This window comes from Methanothermobacter sp. K4 (assembly GCF_022014235.1).
Classification (GTDB): Archaea; Methanobacteriota; Methanobacteria; order Methanobacteriales; family Methanothermobacteraceae; genus Methanothermobacter.
The window spans coordinates 233,830-254,613 of record NZ_JAKLTD010000002.1 but is presented as its reverse complement, the minus strand read 5'-3'; the positions used below and the strand labels follow the sequence as shown (position 1 = coordinate 254,613).

Sequence of the window (20,784 nt, the reverse complement as noted above, 5' to 3'; positions counted from 1 at the left end):
GGGGTCATCAGGTCCATTTACTGGATAGATATTTAAATTACGATTTCCATATATTACTATTATAATATCCGGGGCTGTGACGATGATCTTAACCATTCTGAGCATATTTGATTTTCTCAAGGGGGATGAGGGTGGCGAATCACTGGAGAAGTACCTGCGTAAGCTTGAGGAACTCCTTGAGGAGGAATTCGACACCCTCATAAGAATAGCCAGCTTTTATGCTGATGAAGGAGATAGCCGGGAGGCACTGGATTACCTTGAAAGGGCCTACAAGGTGGCCTCTGACATGAATGACGAGGAACTCATGGCATTTGCCCTCGACTCCATGGGGGACGTCTACCTCAGTAATAGAAAAATCAAAACTGCAATGGAGTACTTTAAAGAGGCGCTCCGGATTTATAACTCTGTTAACTCACCACTCAGAAAGGATCTAAGGGAGAAAATCAAGGAAGTCGAAAAGATCAGGGAGGCCATAGATATAGCAAGCCTCAACCGCCTACAGGAGGAGGCTGAACCTGAAATGGCCGAGGTGGACCTTGGTGCCATTGAGCAATTCCTGGACAGGCTTGTGGAAAGGATTGAATCACTCACCATGTACCAGTCACAGTCCTATGAGGACTCCATATCCCAGATAAGGGAAGCCTACCATATTGCAAGGGATATTGGTGATACAGCCACAGAGGCATCATTGCTCCTGCTCCTTGGGGCCTATTCACTTAAAAATGAGGATTTCAGTGAGTCAAGGAAGTACCTTAAAAAGGCCGAGGATCTTTTCAAAAGGACAAGCAATGATATGGGACTTGCCGTCGCAATGGTCCTAATGGGTGTCCTCGACTTCATAGAGAACAACCCTGAGGGTGTCGCATCAGCTTTCAGGGGGGCTGTTGAAATCTTCCAGAAACTGGATGAAAGGGAGATGGAGTCCGTGACCCTTGAGCTCCTCAACAGACTCTACAATTTCTGAGGTCAAACCATCAGATAATCTGCAGGATCATGGAATAAAGTGCTCTCAAAAACCCTGCAGTCTGGGGTCTTCAATCTCTTGAACTTTTAAGGCTCTGATACTGAGATAACCTTGACCACTCAGGGTTCTAAAGTTTCTGATTATAAGTTCTTAGAATGGGTCCAGAGGGAGTATGAATGCAAGCAGAACCCCAAGGGCCCCGAAGAATACCCCAATTGACCACACTATCATCACAACCCTCTTCTCGGTCATGGGTCTTCTAAGTATCCACCTTATGAGTGAGTTGAATCCCTCAGGGGGGGCTATGAGTTTGCCGTCCTCTGAGATTTCTGTGGGCCTGTGCCTGTGCCTCTCAACTACACCTGCACTGTAGAACTTCAGGAGGCCATCTATGATGTTGGGGAGGAGGACGATGAGTGCTATTATCTTGATTCTACCTATGAATGCAACAGAGGCTATACAGGCCCCTATTATTAGGGTTCCCACATCCCCGGGGAATACCCTTGACGGGTACCTGTTGTAGATGAGGAATGCAAGGAGGGCCCCCAGCATTGCCATGGTTATTATGGAGACATTGTATTTGCCCATTATGATACAGGAGGCTGTGAGGGCCGTCATCGCGATTGAACCCAGACCGGATTCGATGCCATTCAGGCCCGCCAGCATGTTTGTGAGGTTTGATGCTATTGAGACTGCAATTGGCATCATGATCATGTAGAGTATTCCAACATTGGGGGGGGCCACCCATATTATGGGTAGACCTGCAAGAAATAGAAGGAAAAGCTTTTCACGTGAGGAGAGCCTCACAAGGTCATCAACCATCCCCACTATACCCACAAGGAGTATCACAAGGAGGGTCACCATGAGCTCATAGTGGAGGCGCGGGAAGAAGTACATCCCCAGGAACATGCCTATCGTGAAGCCAAAGAGTATCCCGATACCCCCCATCTCTGCGACGATGGGCTTCGAGACTTTATGTATGTCGTTTCCAACGACGTTGGCATCCTTGAGCTTACTTATGAGCCTTGGCATAACGGTATATGTGGATGTAAATGAGATGATACAGCAGATTATTGATACGATAAGTACAGATGAACATTCAGGTGTAAAGTTCAGAACCATAGAATCACCGGATTTACCTATAGTATTAACTGCACACATTCATTTATAAATTTTCAGATAATCAGCCATTCTTAACTATATAGTATACTGTTCTGAGGGGTATCCCGAGCTCCTCAGAAATCTTTCTGGCTGGAACACCATTCCTTGCCATTTCACGAACCCTGAGGCGTGTATTCTTATCATACTTCCTCTTCTTACCCCTCTTCAGTTTCATATCGCCCTTGAGGTAGTAAACGGTCTTGAGGGGTATATCTGTGATACCTGAAATCTGCTTGGGGGTTTTACCCTCCCTTAGAAGGTTCTGCACCATTCTAACGTCCTTTTCCGTGTACTTCCTGGGTCTCCCGATTCTCTTAACGGGTTCAACCTCCACTCCAAGTTCCTCAAGGGCCTCAAGGTACCTCTTTGATGTACGGTGATAGAGGCTTATGGGACATGTGATCTTCTTGAGGTCAGGGTTCTTCTCAAGGATCTCAATTATCCGCCTTGAAGTAAGAGGCTGATTTAAATGGATCTTTTCTGCCATAAAACCACTCAATCACCTTTTATAAGGTTAAGAAACATTTTGGCCCTGTCGGTAGATGGCTTGCCAAGGTTTTCAATGCTCCTCTCCTCCTCGGCCACATCCTCCACCCTCACATGGAAGAGTTCAGCGCATGTTTCGGCATCAATACCAGCCTCCATGTGCAGCACAGCGGCACCGAATGCAAGGGGGTCAGGTTTCATGTGTAGGCCCTTCATTTTCTCCTCAATCTCAAATTTCCTCAGGAGAACATCCCCCAGATTTTCAATGTAGACCATTCCACAGTTCCAGTACCCTCTGAGGAGTTCAAGAGCCTCCTCACTGAACTCATCAAAGGTCCTCACCTGTGTCCTGTCAAGTACGGGTCTAAGGTTGGGGAAGGGACCCGAGTACTTGGAGCGGCGGTCCAGGGATGTTCCGAGGTAGTAGAAGGCAACGTCCCAGAGAATGAGATTCACGGGAACGTCCCTGAAGATCTCCCTCTTGAGTTCCTCCATTTTCTTCAGGTCCTCCCTCAGCTCCGGGTTGAGGTTACCGTTCTCATCGCCAAGACCAGCTTCATGGATTAGCCTGTGCATCCTCTGCAATCGGACCTCCATGAGTTCATCCTCGGAAATCCTGAGATCAGGCGAATATGTTCTGGCATCAAAGACTATCTCCCGGTACCTCCCCACGGCATCGTAATCCCTGAGGTTCTCCCTGTAGACAGCATCCCTTATCTCATCTATTATCTTCTGGGATAGACCTGCATATGCAAGTGCAAGGGCGGTCCTCGTGTACCTGTCATTCACTATGCTGGATTTTTTCCTGTGGAACTGTATCAGTTCCACCCTCACATTTGGGCCATACTTCTGCCTCAGCATCCTCTCGTAGTCATCGTCCTCACTGTCAAGGGTTATGCGCCTTCTGATCCACCTACCATCCTCAAGTACCCTTATAACAAGGGTGGCTGATCTTACGGCCCCCTTCTTTTCATTTTTAAGGAGCCTCATTATCTTCTTGAGGGCCTTCCTGGCCCAGAGGCTCAGCTCGGACATCTTCACCATGTAATCCCCTGAGAGGGGGAGGTGTGGTATTATCTCCGGCCTGCAGATCGCCCGGTCATTGAACCTGACCTTAAGGTTATCTGATCCACAGGGGCATTCAACACCCCCTGAGGGGTCATGGAGCTCCACCTCACCCAGGCGCAGGGTCCTTGAACATTCATGGCATTTGAGGACGGCATACTCCTCAATGTTTCCGAGGGCTATCCGGTGAGATGAGATTGCAGAGTTAACCCTGTCAAGGAGGTTCTTCTTTACAGATGCCTTCATACGGAAGTACTGGGCATGCCTCTTTATGTCATGGATGTCCTCAGCGATTTCAGGGGACTGGTGGGTGCTGTACCCGGATATTGACCTGAAGGGGTACTTGAAGCCCCTCAGCTCCATGGCCTCCTTCAGATCCTGAAGCTCCTCAAGGTTTCCCCGGAGGTATATGTAAAGGTTAAGGAGCGCATCCGGCGACTTAAGATCATCGTCAGAGATCCTTCTATCCCTTATACTCTCCAGAAACCTTTCTGACCTTGCAATTAGACCTGATTCGTTCATATTATTCTCCAGCCAGGCACAGCATACCGAATTATCAGGGGTTTATATCACATCTACATTATCCGTTCACCGATACCCGCATCACCGGGGTCCAGTATGTTCAGTGATTCACCGGTGGCAAGGACCATACCCTCTGATTTAACACCGAAGAGCTTGGCGGGTTTAAGGTTGGCAAGGACGGTAACCTTTCTCTCAAGGAGATCCTCGGGGCTGTACCTCTCTGCGAGGCCAGCAACCACCTGCATCTCCCTTTCACCAACGTCTATCATGAGTTTGAGGAGCTTATCTGACCCCTCTATTCTCTCAGCTGACCTCACTATACCGACCCTGATGTCCAGGGCTGCGAAGTCATTGATTGTCACGGTTTCAGACACACTATCCTCCTCCTTGATGAGTTTCGATTTCTCCTCCTCAACTGTTTCATCAGGTATCTTTGAGAAGAGGGGCCTGGCCTTCTCTATGACCCTCCCCGGTTCAAGTTCATGGAAGCCCCACGGTTCATCCTCCATGTTCATGATGGAGAGCACCCTCTCTGCTGAGGACGGCATGAATGGCATTAAGAGTTTCCCGAGGTTGGCCGCAAGGAGGTTGCAGAGGTATAGGCATGTTGAGGCCCTCTCAGGTGACTCCTTAACTGTCCTCCATGGTTCCTGATCGTTGAAGTACTTGTTACCCTTCTTTGCAAGTTTAATTACTGACATCAGGGCGTCCCTGAACTGGAAATTCTCCAGGAGCTCACTCACCACATCAGGGGAGCTTCTTATGGAGTTGAGGAACTCCTCATCCTCTGCTGTGAGTTCTGATGGTTCAGGCACCCTGCCATCAAAGAACCTCCCTGTGAAGGAGAAGGTCCGGTGGAGGAAGTTTCCAAGGACATCTGCCAGTTCATCGTTTACCCTCCTCTGGAAGTCGTCCCATGAGAAATCGGTGTCCCTGGTCAGCGGGGCGTTGACTGTGAGGTAGTACCTCAGAAGGTCCCTGGGGAATCTTTCAAGGAAATCTGATGTCCAGACAACCCAGTTCTTACTCGTGGACATCTTCTTCCCTTCAAGTGAGAGGTACTCCCCTGCTATTATATTCTCAGGGGTTCTGCACCCGTAGGCCATGAGTAGGGCTGGCCAGAATATGGAGTGGTGGTATATTATGTCCTTTCCTATGAAGTGAACCGCGCCTGCATCCCAGTATTCCCTCCATGGCTTCCCGGTTCTCCTGCTCCAGGCTGCAGCAGATGATATGTATCCAAGGAAGGCCTCACCCCAGACATAGATTATCTTACCATCATTTCCCTCAAGGGGTACAGGGACCCCCCAGTCCATGTCCCTTGTGAGTATCCAGTCCCTGAGGCCCTCCCTGAGCCACTGAAGGGCGTAGTTCTTAACATTTGAGGGCATATCTGATTCCTCAATCCAGTCCCTGATCTCATCCTGGAACTGGCTGAGGCGGAAGAAGTAGTGCCTTGAATCCCTCACCACGGGCTCTGACCCGCACACCATGCACAGGGGATCCTCAAGCTGGAGGGGTTCAAGGTGCCTTCCACAGACCTCACAGTGGTCTCCACGGGCACCCTCACCTCCGCAGTGGGGACAGGTCCCCTCAACGTATCTATCCGGGAGGAAGCGCTGGCAGCTGCTGCAGTAGAGCTGTTTTATGTCCTTCGCGTATATGTAGCCTTTCTCATAGAGTTTCAGGAAGAAGTTCTGGGCTATCTCGTAGTGCAGATCATCGGTGGTCCTTGTGAAACTGTCAAAGGATATGTCGCATTCCTCAAGGTCACGTTTTATCATCTCATGGTACCGTGTTGCAACTTCAATGGGTTCCAGGCCCTCACTCTCTGCCTTGACGGCTATGGGTGTCCCGTGTTCATCTGTGGCGCACACAAACAGGACATCGTCACCCCGCAGCCTCCTGTACCTTGCATATATATCTGCAGGTATGTAGGTTGACCTCAGATGACCGAGATGCGTGGGCCCATTGGCATAGGGAAGTGCGCAGGTGATAAATACTTTGCTCAACTCAACTCCTCCTTGAATCATGAAATGGATTAGAATGAGATGGGTAATATCATTAAGATGCAGTTTAGATTTACGGTTTACCTCTATATAAATTTATGTGAGGGAATTTAAAACCATTTCCATTTTCATGGAACCAGTTCAGGGGCCCTTCAGAACATTAAGGTTTATATGTACCCTTTCATGGTTTCTGGGCAGAATCCTTGCTGACCTGCTATATCATGGTAACTGTGAAGCATGGACCCATATCTTTATGGGTCACCTCAGTAAACAGTTTAAATATGGTGTCTTCACTTTTCATAAACCCCTTCTCAGAGGATGCCAGGGAGATTGTAAGAAACTATGGATCCCCTGACACGATATTTGAGGCCAGCAGTGCGCTCCTTGAAACTGTTAAACGTACAAGGGGCCAGAACCTTGATGACAATTCGCTCCTCCCGGGGAGCATAGGTGAACTTGCCATCAAGAGACTGGAATGGTACCTCAGGAGGCAGAGGAGGGGTTTCGACCATGGGGACTACGCATACCTCATGAATCCCGATATAGAGGAGTACGATGTAATTGCATTCTATGTCCTTGCACAGGCGGCGGGGGCAGGCTTCAGAGGGGGTTCACGGGAGGTGAGACTGGTCGTGGAATCTACAGGGGCCCTTGTGGAGGACCGCTTCAGGGTCCTTGGAAGCGAAAGGGATGAGATAATCGAGGAAGTCCTCATTGAACTTGGATCAGAGGGGACCAGGTGGATGGAACTCTCAGAACTCATCGGATCAGGTAAGCTGAGGCTCACAGACCTCATACTCCACAGGGGGAGGGTGGTGATTGATGAGGACGAATTCCTCGTGACATTCCAGGATCGGATAACCGACAGGGACCCCAGGAGCCTCTACGAGGCACTTGTGGGTCTGGAACTCAAGGAGACAATGATATCCCGTATAATAATGCAGAGGACAGAGGACTACATCGCGAGGGTCGCTGAGATGAGCTCCACGGTGGAACCCCACCCACTCATCCTTGAAACAGCAGAAAGGATAGGGGAGACTGTTAATGAGGTCACACCATTCAGGGGTGGACAGGTTAAAACTGCAGGTCCAGGTAAACTCGTCCCGGACGCATTCCCCCCATGCATAAGGGGAACCCTGGATGGTGTGAAGTCAGGTAACAGAAACGATGCAATAGTGCTGCTGCTCACATCATTCATATCCTATGCAAGGCTATACCCATCGGTCTTCAGGGACAGGACACCCCTTAAGGTTTCAGACCTTGATCCTGACCTCAGGGTGATCAGGGAGGAGATACTCCCCATAATATATGAGGCAGCAGAGAGGTGCGAACCACCCCTCTTTGAGGACGACCCCCAGGAGAAGCTGAACATAACCGCGAAGCTTGGTTTCGGTGTCCATGATGAACCTGAACCTGAGCATGAGGGTGAGAGTAAATGGTACACCCCCATGAGCTGCGAGAAGATCAAAATACACCTACCCGACCTCTGCAGACCCGATGAGCTCTGCAGGAGAATCACCAACCCCCTCACCTACTACAACAGGAAGAGGTGGGAGCTCCACAAGGGAAAATCGGAACAGGAAGGGGAGGACTGATAGGATCTTTGAGGCCGCAACACCCCTTGAGAGGAAGAGATACTACCGTGAAGAGTGGGATGTGAGGAAACTTCCTGACTTCATAGCCAGGAACATCCATATGAGGGAGTTCGGATTTGACCATACAGGCAGGGGCCCCAGCGACAGGTACAGGGTATTCGATGATGAGAAACGTCTTTCAAGGTTCATGAGGGCAAGGTTCCCATTTGCAGCCTACTCTTCCGTTGCATTCTACAGGGAGCCGGGTAAGAGGAGGGGCTGGCAGCGATCTGAACTCATCTTTGACGTGGACGCCAAGGATCTTCCTGTGAGGTCATGTGACTGTGAGGGGGTCTGTGAGAGGTGCCTTGATGAGGCAAGGGAACTGGTCCTCATGATGGTTGACACCCTCAGGGGAGACCTGGGACTGGGGGATGTGCACGTGGTATACTCGGGGAGGGGCTACCATATAAGGGTCCTTGACCCGGGGGTCATGGAACTTGGATCAGAGGTGAGGGCTGAGATTTTGAGGTACACCGCAGGTGCACGCCAGCCCAGGAGGAAATTCACACACAGTGGTGAATCCTATGAGATGGAACACTTCTCAATTCCCCTTGGATACCACCGGGTCTTCATAGAGAGGGCAAGGCACGTCTTCCTCCACATGAGGGGTGATGAGAGGATAGAGAATGTCACAGCAAGGACGGTCCGTGATGTGGTGAGGAACAGGGAGCTCCTCCTTGAGGACAGGTGGGGGGAGTTCAAGAGGAGGATAGGCCCAAGGGTCTACCAGAGGCTGGTTGCAGGGGTTGCAGGGATAAACATGAAGATGGTGGACGCCAAGGTCACAATTGACCTCAAGAGGATACTGAGACTCCCAACATCACTCCACTCGAAGGTCAGCATGATATGCATGGAGGTTAAGAACCCTGAGACATTTGATCCCCTTAAGAGTGCCGTCCCAAAGTTTGTTCATGAAAGAGAATAACAGCTACCTTCTAATGGCCTTCCATGGATTCAGGAAGGCGTCAAGGAACATCAAAAATTCGGGGTCCAGCGATTCAATGGTATTCTCGAGGAAATCAACACTGAAGCCATCTATTAGCTCTTTGCGTATGTGTTTTCCCATTTTGAGCCTTTCAGGTTTTGATAGGAGCCTTTTAATGTAATCAACCGCATTACTATCTCTCCTGGGGGATTCCACCACAAGCCTTGAGCCCTCAACCCATACCCTCTCATGCCTTTCTGTGAACCTCTCACTGTGCCGCCTGGACCAGACAGGGGGTCCGTATCTCTTTCTGTAGGATGGAAGTGTCCAGACCTCCATTTCAATGAGCATGACAGCAGTGCTTGATTCGTCGCTCCAGTAGTCGGCCCCGAGAACCGAGAATCCCTCATTCTCCAGGTTCCTAACTATGGAATCAAGGGTCTTCCTGAGCTGGGGGTAGAGGGCATCCGCCGGGACATCAGGCACCCCTGTGGATACCAGGATGACCTTTGAGCCCCTTTTTTCAATGATTTCAAGTATCTCATTGGAATCTGAGGTATACTGTGGTTTTCTGAAGTATTCTGGTTTCGGGTCCCTCAGGAAATTCCTGGCTGCAGTTACAAATTCAGCCATCCTCTGCAGTGTGAGTGCCGCCGCAACGTTTCTCTTGCTGTCGACAGGGTCAACCACCACAAGGGGCTCCTGGAAGCCCCCACCGGTCCCATGGCCCTCGAGGTCTATGATGTACCCTGGCCTCCACGTGAGGGCGCCTTTAAGCACTCCCTCAAAGTCCCCGTAGTGGAGAACAAGGAGCTCTGCAAGGTAACCTGCAAAGCCTCCAACCCTGAACTCGGATCCGTAGGTCCCTGTTGACTTCATGAACTGTTTGAGGAGAAGAACCTCGTCCATCTGTTTCTCCTTCAGGTTCCTCTGGATATACTCTGTGTGGAGTATGGTTCTGTCAACTGCGGATCTGAGTTCTGAGGCATTTGATATCCTGTAGCAGGGGACGAAGTCCACCTCGTAACCATCTATGTGTCCTGTAACGTAGGGGTGTGACGCATACCTCTCCTCGGCCCTGCCCTGGAACCTCTCTATGCACAGGTACCCGAGTTTCAGGCCCTTATCCTTCAGTTCATCCTCAGGGGTGTCCAGGGGGAAGTGTATGAATATATCGATGTCGGCGCCGCCTGAGAGCCAGGTCCCCTTGGCAACTGAACCCACAAGGAAGGCCTCAGCGTCGATCCCCCTGCTCGCTGCAAGTTCATTTATACATTCAACAAGCCTCCCTGATAATTCCATGACCCGCTGGTATTCTTCTCTTCTGGGTTTTATACTTTCAAGTATCCCACTGTAGTCCATGTTTGTTCACCACGTTGTCCATGGGTTTTATACTTTCAGGTGTTCCACTGTAGTCCATGTTTGTTCACCACGTTGTCCATGGGTCTATAATCTCAGTGCATACTCTGCTTCATGATTGTCCACCACATAATTAAAATTAATTAGATTCTGAAGACCTCGAGGTCACTGTAGACGGGTCCCTCTGGTTTGAGTTCACTCCTTTTAAGTGAGACCCTTTCAACTCTCAGGGTTCCGGCATCCACATTCTCCAGCTCCCCTATAAGTGCTGCAAGTTTCTCACGGTTCCTTGGACCCTTTACCCGCCCAATGGTCAGGTGGGGTACATACTCCCTTTCCTTCCGGAATCCTATCCTGGCAAATTCCATGTCCAGATTTCTCTGCAGCTCTGAGAATACCTCGGGGTTTTCAACACCAAGCCACACCACCCGGATGTACCGTGGGCTGGGGAAGACACCTGCACCCATCAGGTGAAGGTCGAATGGTTCATAGCCCTTCAGGGTTTCCTCAACTATCCCCCTTATCCTCCTCAGTTTACCCTCACCAACATCACCGAAGAATTTCAGGGTGAAGTGGAGGTTCTCAGGTTCAACGAATTTTATCTGGGCATCGGCGCCCCTCAGGATATCCTGTATCTCGCATACCCTTTCCCTCAGTTCATCGTCAACATCAACTGCAAGGAAGGCTCTGACCTTCATTTCATGATCCTCCATGAATTACCTGTCAAGTTTTTTCAGCCTTTCAAGGCTCCTGGCCGGTGTTTCAATGGTGTTGAGTATGTGGAGGTCCACCCTGCCCAGGAGTTCACTGAAGAACCTCCTCCGGAGCCCCATCTTTCTCTCATCCCTTACAAGCTGGTGGGGGTTGCAGAAGTCATTTTCAAGCAGATACTTCAGGCCTTCCTCTGGGTCAAGCCTCCTCATTGGGGGGTTATCAGGGTTTCTCTCAAGGAGAACAACCCTTTTGAGTGTGGTGGACTCCCTTATCCGCCCCCCGAAGAGCATCCCAACATCTGCAACCCCCCTGGATCTGGCATCCAGTTTCACAGAGTCCAGGAGGGAGGAGTACTCCTTCCAAACCATCCCTATATCGTCCCGGATATAGGAGTTCTTCTCGGATGCATACACGAGGACCCCGTTCTCCAGGAGGCGGGTGAAGAACCAGTCATCTGAGACATAACTGTAGGCCCCATCAAGGAGGAGCCCGTAGGTGAGGGTTGTCTTACCTGTACCCGGAGGCCCTATGATGGCAACTCCCTCCCCTTCACGGTCAAGGGCTGATCCATGGACCGAGTAGCGCCGGTGCTCTGAATGGTACTCCTCAAAGAAGTCGGCAACCGCTGCAAGGGCTATACTCTTAACCCAGCCATAATAGTCACAGTTTTTGATTATGACCGTCTTTGAATTTGCTTCGTAGAGAACCTCCAGGTCCCCACCATCTGAAACCGCGAATACCTTTGCATGGGGCCTCACATCTTCACTCATGAATCTGAAGTTATCCTCCCACTCCTCCTTGAATGAAGCGTCATCTGTGAGGAGCTTGACGCAGGCTCCATGGAGGTTGGCCTTCCTCTCAAAGAGTCTGAGTCTGGAGAGTTCAGCCAGGAGTTCATCCTTTTCCCCGGGCGTTATGAGCCTCACGCTGTACATACTATCCCATCTTCAAGGGTATGAGTTGATGATGGTGATTCAACCCGCCCATCTGCCGGCTTATTTCTCGATTATGGTCTCTGTTATGGCCATACCGAAGTGCCTTGCAGAGTCCTCAAAGTAGACAAGGACCTTATCACCCTCACTGAGCTCACTTACAGATACAGGTTCACCACTATCATTCACCAGCCTTATTGTCTCGGCGTTCTGCAGGAGTGTCCTCACCTTCACGCCCTCGTACTCTGCCTCAACAAGCATCAGGGGCCTCTTCTCGATCTTAACCCTGCCGACAACCGCGGTCCTTGACCTTCCGCTCCGGTCAACGATGAGGACCTCATCACCGGTTTCAAGTTCAGAGAGGTACTTTGTCCTGCCACCGGGTATCATGACGTAGGCCTGGACAGGCCCGGCGTTCACGCGGAAGGGCCTTGAAGCCACGTATTCACTTTCAAGGGACTCGCTGTGCACCAGGAAGAGACCCTGTGAGTAGCTGCCCACCAGCATACCCTCACCCACGTCCATCATTGAGCAGGTGTCCACGCAGACCCTGTCACCGGAGCCCAGGGGCTCAACCCTGGTGACCGTGGCGGGCTTGAGTTCATAGGTTTCACTCTCAATCTCCTCGAGGAGCTCTGCTATTGCCTTTATCTGTGAGATCTCCACGGGTTCTATGAGTACACCGTCGGTTCCATGTTCAAGGGTCTCAAGGGCAACCCTCGCCTCATCGGCATCTGCCACCGCCGCGACCAGTTTAACATCCTCGTTCTGGAGGTCCGCTATTATGTTCTCAAGTGGGATGATCTTCCAGTCCTCACCCACAAGTATGAGGTAATCCACGATGCGGCCCAGTTTCCTTGCGAGTTCCTCGTGGCCCTTGCTCCTTATCTCAACGTAGGCTGCAACCTCCTTACCCCCGGATTTAAGCTCAGCTGCCATTTCAAGGTCCCTCGAGTAATCCAGGGTCTCGGGGAGTTCCAGGGTCCCGTCGCCCTCCCCATCCCTTCCGATGAGTACTATGTCCGCCTCTTCCTCAGGGGATATGAGGGTCAGGTTTCCGAGCTTCTTTATTCTCTCGGCATCGGAGGTGTCCACTATGTGGTCTATCCCCGATTCAAGGGCTGCTGTTATGAAGGCCTTCTTCTCATCCCAGTAGGTATCAGGGGCCATCAGCCATGCGAATTTCATCTCAGTCGCCACCCCTGAGTATCCTGACGGCGTCATCAACTTCAAGGCCATCATGGACGATACCTGCAATGGCCCTGGTCATATCTGCCGGTGAATCTGCCTGGAAGATGTTTCTTCCAATGGCAACACCGGCACCGCCTGCATCAACTGAGTCCCTGACCATCTGGAGGAGCTCCTCCTCTGTTTCAATCTTTGGACCCCCCGCTATCACCACAGGGACAGGGCAGCCCTTCACAACCTCCCTGAAGGTGTCAGGGTCACCGGTGTAGTTGGTCTTTATTATGTCTGCACCCAGCTCTGCACCTGCACGTGCTGCAAGTTTAACAACCTCAGGGTCGTGTTCATCCTTTATCCTGTCACCTCTGGGGTACATCATGGCTATGAGTGGCATACCCCAGTCGTCACAGATCTCAGCCACGGTACCGAGCTTTATGAGCATCTCAGGCTCCCGCTCGGATCCCACGTTTACGTGGACGGATACTGCATCAGCCCCCAGCTTGAGGGCCTTCTCAACCGAGGTGACAAGTACCTTGTGGTTGGGGTCAGGGCCTAGGCCCGTACTTGCGGAGAGGTGTATTATGAGGCCGATATCCCTCCCGTACCCCCTGTGTCCGCTCCTCACCATCCCCTTGTGCATGAGGACGGCGTTGGCTCCGCCGCTTGCCACCTCATCAATGGTCCCTGCCATGTCTATTATCCCCTTAACGGGTCCGATTGAGACCCCATGGTCAAGGGGTACTATGACAGTCCTGTCTGTCTTTCTGTTGATTATCCTCTCAATTCTAATCTTTTTGCCTATCATGGGCACCCTCCTTGTAGATTTTACTGGACCAGAGTTTAAATTCCCTGAGCCTTGGTGGGATTCCAGCGTCCCCACTTGACTCAAGCCATCCATACCCTGAGGTGAATGACTCTTCGGTGATGGATGAGCATACAAAGTCCAGGAGGCCCCTGTTTCTTATGATTGAGGCCCCTGGTTTGAGTGTGGATGACCATATGAAGTACACCTTGAAGGTTGTATCCGGGTGGTATCCCCCTCCAAGGTCAACGCTGAGCACATCGCAGGATTCAATCCTACTGCAGACTTCTTCAAGGGTTTCATGGAGGCGAACATCCCCTGATATGAATTCAACATTATCCCTCTCCCTGCTCAGGGCCTCCATAACATCAACCGCCTCGGGGCTGTTATCAACCGCCACCACCCTGCCATCGGGCACAAGGTCGGATATTATGCGTGTTGAGTTCCCTATGTGGCACCCCAGCTCAACAACGGTATCCCCGGGCCTCAGGATCTCCCTGAGGACGTCCCGGTAGATGTTTATATCATATACCAGTCTTATCATGGCCTCACCTGACTCTCCCCTTAACACCATTCATCCGGGGATCCCCTGACGTGGAGAGGGGAACAGTGATTAATATAATCTTTTAATTTAAAGTATTTTCCCCCTAAATCCACAGATATGTTCATTATCACCCATAGAACCCCCCAGATGGTCTTCTACCCTTTAACTCCAGCATCACAGAAACCTTGCACCTGAAAAGTCAATCCCGTAAACCTCATCGCCTCCGGCATCGGGGTCTGCTGACAGGGCAAATACCGTGTTACCGAGCATTGCCATGGATGCCCCCAGTGTCCCCTCAGATAGGGCCTCCATGGGTTCTCTGAGTTCTGGGGTTATGAGTGAGGTTCCTGTGGCAAACTCACGGGAGAGTTTCATGAACATCCCGGGTGTCGGCTCCCGGAGGAGTCTCCTGATCATCCCTGCGCCCATCCGGTTTATCGCCCCAACCTTTGCTTCGTCACCGATGACCGATGCCGTGTCAAGCTCTCCCAGGGTCTCGGTTAAAACATATAGGTCCCTGTCAATGATCCGGTCTGTCCTGCCGTATCCAGGCGGGCCCTCCCTTGTTCTTATGACAATCCCACCTGTCATCTCGGCTATCAGGTCGCCCAGTCCCGTTCCAAGTTCCACCTCGGCCCTGTGGGCCACTGACCCTGCACTGTTGACTGTGACGGGGAGTTCAAGTTCCCTTACAACTGCAAGGACGCTCCCCAGGGCGCAGGCCGCGGATGCCCCGAAACCACACCCTATGGGGACATCAACCCTGTGGTGTATGCTCACACCATCCATGAACCCTGTGATTTCCCTGAGTATTTCAAGGGAACGCAGGCTAACTGATTCCCCATGTTCTCTCTCCCCGTTGACCCTCACGACTGTTCTATCTTCGGACCTCATGACCTTTATGGAGGTTTCAACTCCCCGATCAAGGACGACCCCTGCACCCCTGGAACCTGTTCTCAGGGGATCATCGGCCCTTACAACCTCAAAGAATCCGGTTATATGTGCTGGGACAAAGACGGTGGGCTTCATTTAAATACTTCCCTGGACATACTTTAACTGTTCACTGGTATATTGTAACATAAATATAATGATTTTTAAGGAGGACCTGCCATCAGAAAGAGGATTGATCTTCACACCCACAGCCTCCTGAGTGACGGTGAGCTCCTGCCATCGGAACTTGCAAGGAGGGCATGTGTCCTGGGACATGAGGCCATAGCCATCACGGATCACATTGACGCCTCGAATATAAACACCATAACATCCCTCATAGACGCGGTTGAGGATATCGGTGATAACTGGGACATCAGGGTCATACCGGGGGCTGAGATAACACATGCGCCTGTTGAGATAATTGAAAAACTTGCAGTGAGGGCAAGGGGTCTGGGGGCTGAGATTATTGTTGTTCACGGAGAAACAATCGTTGAACCTGTGATTCCAGGCACAAATCATGCGGCTGTGAGCTGCCCGGAGGTTGATATACTGGCGCACCCTGGCCTCATAACTGTGGATGATGCTGAACTTGCCCGTGAGAATGGTGTTACACTTGAGATAAGCGCAAGGAAGGGGCACTGTCTGGGTAATGGGCATGTTGCTGATGTTGCCCGTGAGGTGGGGGTTCCTGTTGTCATTGACACCGACACCCATGCACCCGGTGACCTCCTTGATTATGACATGGCACGCCGTGTGGGGCTTGGAGCGGGACTTGATGAATCAGAGGTTGAGGATGCCCTTGTTAAGAACCCCAGAAAACTTCTTAAGGGTAATGGGATTATATGAGCTGTTATCTGTTAATGAATTAATTTTTTCTGAGCTTTTCATTTAGTTTTTCAGGGATTTAGAAAATGCGTGAATGATGGGTAAAGCGATAAGTGGATTAAGAGGGGCCAGAAAAAAGAATTTTAAAATAAGTAAACTGGGGATTTAAATCGCTTCACCTTCGCCCTGTCCTGAACTTCAGGGTCCACCTCTTCTGCGGGGCATCCACCAGAGCTGCAGCGGGTACCACGAGGTTGTACCACCTGTTTCCTGAGAGCCTTGATAGGGGTTTCACATTGAGGGTGTTGCCGCTCACCCACTTTTTAATCCTCACGGTTTTTCCGAACTGGTTCCTGAGTGTTATACTGTTCCAGTATCTACCCTGTGTTATGCGACCAGAGAATGTGACCCTGATGATGGGCCTTCTTGTGGTCATAGCCCCCCATGAGGGGGTACTTGAGGTTACACTGGGGCCGGTTGCTGTGTATCTCTGGAGGCTCTCAAGCGCTTTTACCAGAAGATCGGCGTCGTTGAGTTTCCGTGGGTAGGTGTCATGGAAGTATGTCTCATAGATCACAGTATTGTAACCCTGTGACGCTATGGGTATCGTGACATACTGGGGGCTTGTTGGTTTCGGGGGCCTGTAGATCCTCAGGAAATTCATGCGGGCTATTATCTGGTCAGTGTAGTTGATGGTTGCGGTGTTCTCTGATATTATGTCCAGGAATCTTGGGTAGGCGTATCCACTGTCATGGTAGTGGTTCTCATGGCAGTCTATGACGAGCATGGGTTTCTCGTTCTTTATATCAGGTACTATGAAGTCCCTTGCAAGGAGCTGGCCGTTCATACGGCCCCTTGAATAATCATTCACGTCTCGGGTTACATGGACACTGTAGAGGACATACCTCTTTGTGAGGTTAGATGTCTGAATCTTCTCTCTCACTGCACTGTGTATACCTGACTCCTGGGGGTGGACGCCTATGATGACTGCAATGGTGTCGGTTGAGTTGAGGTCCCCGTAGTAATCCTTTTCAACATACCCGTAGGTCCTGTTTCCAAGCTGCACGGCCTGTGAGGATCCCATGAGGGTGAAGATCATTACAATAATTAAAAGTTTCCATAGATGCTTCATATTAATCAGCCGTTAATTCCTTGATAGGAAGTATGGAGAAAGGAGTATATAAAGTGGAGTGTAGGTTGTTAATTAGGGGTCGATTCATGGGATGTGGACCTTTTTATCTTTCAAGGCGGTCAAGAGCCACGAGTAACTTTTCTGCATCAATAAGCTTCCTTTTGGCACTGTCGAATCCGTTTGTCTCATAGATTACAGTACTGTAACCCTGCGACGCAACTGGAACTGTCAGGTAGCGTGGGCTGCTGGATACGGGCGGATGGTATATCTTCAGGAAGGGCATCCTTCTACGGATCTGATTCACATAACGCCGTGTTGAATTCTTCTTTGATATGGGATCCAGGAACCTTGAGTACCTGTAACCCACCATCCTGTAAGCGTTCTGGTGGCAGTCTATGACGAGCATGGGTTTCTCGTTCTTTATATCAGGTACTATGAAGTCCCTTGCAAGGAGCTGGCCGTTCATACGGCCCCTTGAAAAACTCATTGCATTTCGGGTTACATGGACATGGTAAAGGACGAATCTCTTTCTGAAATTTTTTCTTCTAATATGGTATTTTACAGCCTCATGAACTCCAGATTCGCGGGGATGAACCCCAATAATAACTGTTATGGTATCACTGGAGCTACTGTTACCGTAAAATGTCTTCTCCACGTAACCGTAACTTCTGTTACCCAGTATCACAGCATGGGCCATTGAAATAAAAGTAAATGCGATAAAAAGAAGCATGGCAAATATGAGGACCTTCTTAATTAACCGCACCCCCTAAAATAATATATATCTGTTCATCCACATAAACGCTGTGGTTCAGTCTTAATCTGTGGTTCAGTCTTAATAATTTGATGCCAATAAATAACAAAAAGTTTATATCCCTTCAGAATAAAATAACCTCTTGTAACTAATGCCTTGATGGAGGATAAAGCCAAAATGAGAAAACTCAGCACATGGAAACTGAAGCTAAGGATGTTCCTGGCAACAGCACTTTTATTTGGTATAATCTACGCCATACTCATAGCAATAGGGGCCATCATGGGATTCGGCGGTCCACTGTTCTATGCCCTGCTTGGTTTTGGCATAGTGTTCCTTCAGTACCTCCTCTCCCCCAAGATAGTGGAACTCACAATGAACGTCCACTATGTCAGCGAGGCCGAGGCCCCCAGGCTACACGCCATGGTGGATGAACTTGCAAGGAATGCTGGAATACCCAAACCCAGGGTTGGAATTGCAGAGATTGCAGTGCCCAACGCCTTTGCATTTGGTAGAACAAAATCAGACGGCAGGGTATGTGTAACAAGGGGCATACTGAACCTCCTTGATGAGGAGGAACTCCGGGCTGTCCTGGGACACGAGATATCCCACATAAGGCACAGTGACATGATAGTCATGACCCTTGTGAGTGCGGTTCCACTCATCTGCTACTACATATTCTGGAGCACCGTCTACAGCAGGGACGACGATGCAACCCTGGTTGGAATCGCAGCGCTCATAGCATACTTCCTTGGCCAGCTGATAGTCCTCTTCATATCAAGGACAAGGGAGTACTATGCAGACCAGGGCAGCGTTGAGATCGGTGGCCAGCCACACAAACTTGCAAGTGCACTCTACAAACTGGTTTATGGCTCCGCTGCATTTGACAGGGATGACCTGAAGCAGGTTGAAGGTGTTAAGGCGTTCTTCCTCAACGATGTATCCGATGCCAGAAATGAGATAAATGATCTCAGGCAGCTTGACATTGACATGGACGGTACCATAAGCATGGCTGAGCTTCAGAGAGTGAAGTACAGTGGAGTAAAGGTTGGTGTGGGTGCAAGGGTACTTGAACTTCTCTCAACACACCCAAACATGCTCAGGAGGATTGAGAGGCTCTCTGAGTTCACCTAATCCTAATTAATTTTTTATCGGAGGATTGAGAGGCTCTCTGAGTTCACCTAATTAATTCTTTATCTCAGGAGTTCAACATCTTTCTGAAAAATGATTATTAACACACTAATTTTAAATAAATGGTAGATTAATTAAATTTAGTTATATGATTTAGAGTTTAGGGATTGAGGGGGGTAAATATGGATGGAAACAGTAAATGGGGGGTAGTATCAGTAGCCTGCATAGCGGTATTCATAATAGTCCTGGATTCTTCAGCCATGAACGTGGCCATCAGGACACTTGTGGTTGACCTTGATACGACCCTTTCAACCCTGCAGGCCATCATAGCAATTTATGCACTTGTAATAGCATCATTTCTTCTGACAGGAAGCAAATTACAGGACATAATTGGAAGAAGAAGGTCATTTTTCACTGGTCTCATGATCTATGCATCGGGTACCATAATCGCAGCCCTCAGCGTCAATGCAGCCATGCTACTCCTGGGCTGGTCCATCCTGGAGGGTCTGGGCGCCGCTCTTATCCTGCCAGCCACAACCACCATGGTCAGCAGCAGCTACGAGGGAAGAGACCGTGTGATCGCCTTCGGCATATGGGGAGGTATAGCTGCAATGGGCGCAGCGCTGGGGCCAATAGTCGGGGGCGTTTTCACAACATACCTTTCATGGAGGGCTGTATTCGGTTCTGAACTCATATTCATAGCTATTATACTGATTTTAAGGCATTACATCACCTATTCAAAACCAGAGCTCTCATGGAAAGACTTTGATATTATAGGGGCTGTCCTATCAGTTATATCACTTTCCATGATCGTCATGGGTATCCTCCTCATGAATAGGCCCAGGCAATGGGTTTATGCATCCGCAATTCTTGCAGTTGGAATCATCCTCTTTTCAGTATTCCTTTTATGGGAAGTTAGAAGGATTGGAAGGGGGAAGATGCCACTATCAGATGTCACACTTCTTGGAAACCACAAATTTGCACTGGGGAACCTTATTACAGTTGTACAGCAGATACCCCTGGCAGGCTTCCTGTTTATAATGCCTGTTTTCCTCCAGCTGGTCCTGGGTCTGAACCCATTCATGACCGGTGTCACGCTTCTTCCAGCGGCGATGGCTGTTTTCATTCTCTCGATTGAGGGATCCAGGATTTCAGTTAAAATAGGTGCAAAGGGTGTTTTAATGGCGGGTTTCCTTATATCCGCACTTGGGGCGTTCATTCTGGGAAATATGGTTCATGTTGGTACCACAGTATCAGCTATCCAGCCGGGGGCGGTCCTCTTTGGATCAGGTATAGGGCTTCTCCTTTCACAGACCACAAACCTCACCATGTCAGCCGCGCCATCTGATATGGAGAACGATGCCTCAGGATTACTGAATTGCTGTAAGAACCTGGGGTATTCAATTGGAACGGCCCTCATAGGGGTTCTGCTCATCACCGGAATATTCTATGGTGCTGTTGATGCGGTGAAGGATTCAGGTTTAGCTCCAGGTGCAACGGAAAGGGAGATAGAGGCATCGATAATCAGTTATGTGGATAAGATGCAAACCGAAAGACCGGAAATAAGACTTAAAGGAACCGGGGATTACAGGGAAATCGTGAATGCATCTGTGAGTTCAGCGATGAGGCAGACATTCAGAACACTTTCACTGATACTCATGGCAGGTTTCTTCATCAGCACCATGGTTCCAGCTAATAGAAAACGTAGAAGTG

At 49.9% G+C, this 20,784-nt stretch carries 19 protein-coding genes; 6 read left to right on the top strand and 13 right to left on the bottom strand.

The features are described from left to right. Positions 1 to 82: 82 nt before the first annotated feature. A complete protein-coding gene (locus L5462_RS04955; RefSeq protein WP_237779705.1) occupies positions 83 to 964 on the top strand; it encodes a tetratricopeptide repeat protein in 882 nt (293 codons plus the stop codon). 150 nt (positions 965 to 1,114) lie between these two features. Here the strand turns inward: L5462_RS04955 and L5462_RS04950 are convergent, their stop codons facing one another. From L5462_RS04950 to metG, 4 genes are all read right to left on the bottom strand, one after another. Next, on the bottom strand, positions 1,115 to 2,086 hold the full coding sequence (locus L5462_RS04950) for a glycosyltransferase 4 family protein (RefSeq protein ID WP_237779704.1): 972 nt from the start codon (positions 2,084 to 2,086) through the stop codon (positions 1,115 to 1,117). 61 nt (positions 2,087 to 2,147) lie between these two features. Continuing rightward, positions 2,148 to 2,612, bottom strand: coding sequence for a DUF1699 family protein (locus L5462_RS04945; RefSeq protein WP_237779703.1), 465 nt, complete (start codon positions 2,610 to 2,612; stop codon positions 2,148 to 2,150). Positions 2,613 to 2,620: 8 nt separating this feature from the next. Continuing rightward, positions 2,621 to 4,198 carry a DUF530 domain-containing protein gene (locus L5462_RS04940; protein ID WP_237779702.1) on the bottom strand — a complete coding sequence of 526 codons (1,578 nt, stop codon included), beginning with the start codon at positions 4,196 to 4,198 and terminating at the stop codon, positions 2,621 to 2,623. Between the two features lie 53 nt (positions 4,199 to 4,251). Next, on the bottom strand, positions 4,252 to 6,210 hold the full coding sequence (gene metG / locus L5462_RS04935; protein ID WP_237779701.1) for a methionine--tRNA ligase: 1,959 nt from the start codon (positions 6,208 to 6,210) through the stop codon (positions 4,252 to 4,254). 278 nt (positions 6,211 to 6,488) lie between these two features. On the opposite strand from metG, the gene L5462_RS04930 reads away from it, so the two are divergent. Beyond that, entirely contained in the window at positions 6,489 to 7,802 is a 1,314-nt protein-coding gene (locus tag L5462_RS04930) for a DNA primase (protein WP_237779700.1), read from the top strand. A gap of 4 nt (positions 7,803 to 7,806) precedes the next feature. Beyond that, positions 7,807 to 8,769: a DNA primase catalytic subunit PriS gene (gene priS / locus L5462_RS04925; RefSeq protein ID WP_237780022.1), complete on the top strand. Its 963-nt coding sequence runs from the start codon at positions 7,807 to 7,809 to the stop codon at positions 8,767 to 8,769. A 3-nt stretch (positions 8,770 to 8,772) separates the two neighbouring features. Here the strand turns inward: priS and cca are convergent, their stop codons facing one another. The 7 genes from cca to L5462_RS04890 all read right to left on the bottom strand — a co-directional run bounded on the left by cca (position 8,773) and on the right by L5462_RS04890 (position 15,334). Further along, positions 8,773 to 10,131 carry a CCA tRNA nucleotidyltransferase gene (cca, locus tag L5462_RS04920; protein WP_237779699.1) on the bottom strand — a complete coding sequence of 453 codons (1,359 nt, stop codon included), beginning with the start codon at positions 10,129 to 10,131 and terminating at the stop codon, positions 8,773 to 8,775. Positions 10,132 to 10,271: 140 nt separating this feature from the next. Next, entirely contained in the window at positions 10,272 to 10,826 is a 555-nt protein-coding gene (gene thpR, locus L5462_RS04915; RefSeq protein ID WP_237779698.1) for an RNA 2',3'-cyclic phosphodiesterase, read from the bottom strand. A gap of 18 nt (positions 10,827 to 10,844) precedes the next feature. Next, on the bottom strand, positions 10,845 to 11,777 hold the full coding sequence (locus tag L5462_RS04910; protein WP_237779697.1) for an HPr kinase/phosphorylase: 933 nt from the start codon (positions 11,775 to 11,777) through the stop codon (positions 10,845 to 10,847). Between the two features lie 60 nt (positions 11,778 to 11,837). After that, entirely contained in the window at positions 11,838 to 12,962 is a 1,125-nt protein-coding gene (locus L5462_RS04905) for a 3-dehydroquinate synthase II (protein WP_237779696.1), read from the bottom strand. Between the two features lies 1 nt (position 12,963). Continuing rightward, the gene (locus L5462_RS04900; RefSeq protein ID WP_237779695.1) at positions 12,964 to 13,764 is read right to left on the bottom strand and encodes a 2-amino-3,7-dideoxy-D-threo-hept-6-ulosonate synthase; all 801 of its coding nucleotides are present in this window, start codon (positions 13,762 to 13,764) and stop codon (positions 12,964 to 12,966) included. Then, on the bottom strand, positions 13,745 to 14,305 hold the full coding sequence (locus L5462_RS04895; protein ID WP_237779694.1) for a class I SAM-dependent methyltransferase: 561 nt from the start codon (positions 14,303 to 14,305) through the stop codon (positions 13,745 to 13,747). Before L5462_RS04895 ends, L5462_RS04900 begins: the two co-directional genes overlap by 20 nt. 174 nt (positions 14,306 to 14,479) lie before the next feature. Further along, the gene (locus tag L5462_RS04890) at positions 14,480 to 15,334 is read right to left on the bottom strand and encodes a pantoate kinase (RefSeq protein ID WP_237779693.1); all 855 of its coding nucleotides are present in this window, start codon (positions 15,332 to 15,334) and stop codon (positions 14,480 to 14,482) included. 81 nt (positions 15,335 to 15,415) lie between these two features. Here L5462_RS04890 and L5462_RS04885 point away from each other — a divergent pair, with 81 nt between their 5' ends. Then, entirely contained in the window at positions 15,416 to 16,081 is a 666-nt protein-coding gene (locus tag L5462_RS04885; RefSeq protein ID WP_237780021.1) for a histidinol phosphate phosphatase domain-containing protein, read from the top strand. A gap of 154 nt (positions 16,082 to 16,235) precedes the next feature. On the opposite strand, the gene L5462_RS04880 is transcribed toward L5462_RS04885, so the two are convergent. Beyond that, positions 16,236 to 17,159, bottom strand: coding sequence for an Ig-like domain-containing protein (locus L5462_RS04880; RefSeq protein WP_237779692.1), 924 nt, complete (start codon positions 17,157 to 17,159; stop codon positions 16,236 to 16,238). A gap of 136 nt (positions 17,160 to 17,295) precedes the next feature. Beyond that, positions 17,296 to 17,889: a hypothetical protein gene (locus L5462_RS04875; protein WP_237779691.1), complete on the bottom strand. Its 594-nt coding sequence runs from the start codon at positions 17,887 to 17,889 to the stop codon at positions 17,296 to 17,298. Between the two features lie 231 nt (positions 17,890 to 18,120). On the opposite strand from L5462_RS04875, the gene L5462_RS04870 reads away from it, so the two are divergent. Together L5462_RS04870 and L5462_RS04865 are read left to right on the top strand one after the other, a co-directional pair. Next, positions 18,121 to 19,074 (top strand): zinc metalloprotease HtpX, encoded by a 954-nt coding sequence (locus L5462_RS04870; protein ID WP_237779690.1) that lies wholly within the window; start codon positions 18,121 to 18,123, stop codon positions 19,072 to 19,074. 179 nt (positions 19,075 to 19,253) lie between these two features. Further along, the coding region (locus L5462_RS04865) for an MFS transporter (RefSeq protein ID WP_237779689.1) at positions 19,254 to 20,784 on the top strand (1,531 nt) is incomplete at its 3' end.

Bases quoted from the DNA above. Each gene is read 5' to 3' on its own strand.
- L5462_RS04910 (WP_237779697.1), bottom strand. From the start codon at position 11,777: ATGTACAGCGTGAGGCTCATAACGCCCGGGGAAAAGGATGAACTCCTG.
- L5462_RS04955 (WP_237779705.1), top strand. From the start codon at position 83: ATGATCTTAACCATTCTGAGCATATTTGATTTTCTCAAGGGGGATGAG.
- L5462_RS04875 (WP_237779691.1), bottom strand. From the start codon at position 17,889: ATGGCCCATGCTGTGATACTGGGTAACAGAAGTTACGGTTACGTGGAG.
- thpR (WP_237779698.1), bottom strand. From the start codon at position 10,826: ATGAAGGTCAGAGCCTTCCTTGCAGTTGATGTTGACGATGAACTGAGG.
- L5462_RS04940 (WP_237779702.1), bottom strand. From the start codon at position 4,198: ATGAACGAATCAGGTCTAATTGCAAGGTCAGAAAGGTTTCTGGAGAGT.
- L5462_RS04905 (WP_237779696.1), bottom strand. From the start codon at position 12,962: ATGAAATTCGCATGGCTGATGGCCCCTGATACCTACTGGGATGAGAAG.
- L5462_RS04945 (WP_237779703.1), bottom strand. From the start codon at position 2,612: ATGGCAGAAAAGATCCATTTAAATCAGCCTCTTACTTCAAGGCGGATA.
- L5462_RS04870 (WP_237779690.1), top strand. From the start codon at position 18,121: ATGAGAAAACTCAGCACATGGAAACTGAAGCTAAGGATGTTCCTGGCA.
- L5462_RS04880 (WP_237779692.1), bottom strand. From the start codon at position 17,159: ATGATCTTCACCCTCATGGGATCCTCACAGGCCGTGCAGCTTGGAAAC.
- L5462_RS04900 (WP_237779695.1), bottom strand. From the start codon at position 13,764: ATGATAGGCAAAAAGATTAGAATTGAGAGGATAATCAACAGAAAGACA.
- L5462_RS04890 (WP_237779693.1), bottom strand. From the start codon at position 15,334: ATGAAGCCCACCGTCTTTGTCCCAGCACATATAACCGGATTCTTTGAG.
- L5462_RS04930 (WP_237779700.1), top strand. From the start codon at position 6,489: ATGGTGTCTTCACTTTTCATAAACCCCTTCTCAGAGGATGCCAGGGAG.
- cca (WP_237779699.1), bottom strand. From the start codon at position 10,131: ATGGACTACAGTGGGATACTTGAAAGTATAAAACCCAGAAGAGAAGAA.
- L5462_RS04895 (WP_237779694.1), bottom strand. From the start codon at position 14,305: ATGATAAGACTGGTATATGATATAAACATCTACCGGGACGTCCTCAGG.
- L5462_RS04950 (WP_237779704.1), bottom strand. From the start codon at position 2,086: ATGGTTCTGAACTTTACACCTGAATGTTCATCTGTACTTATCGTATCA.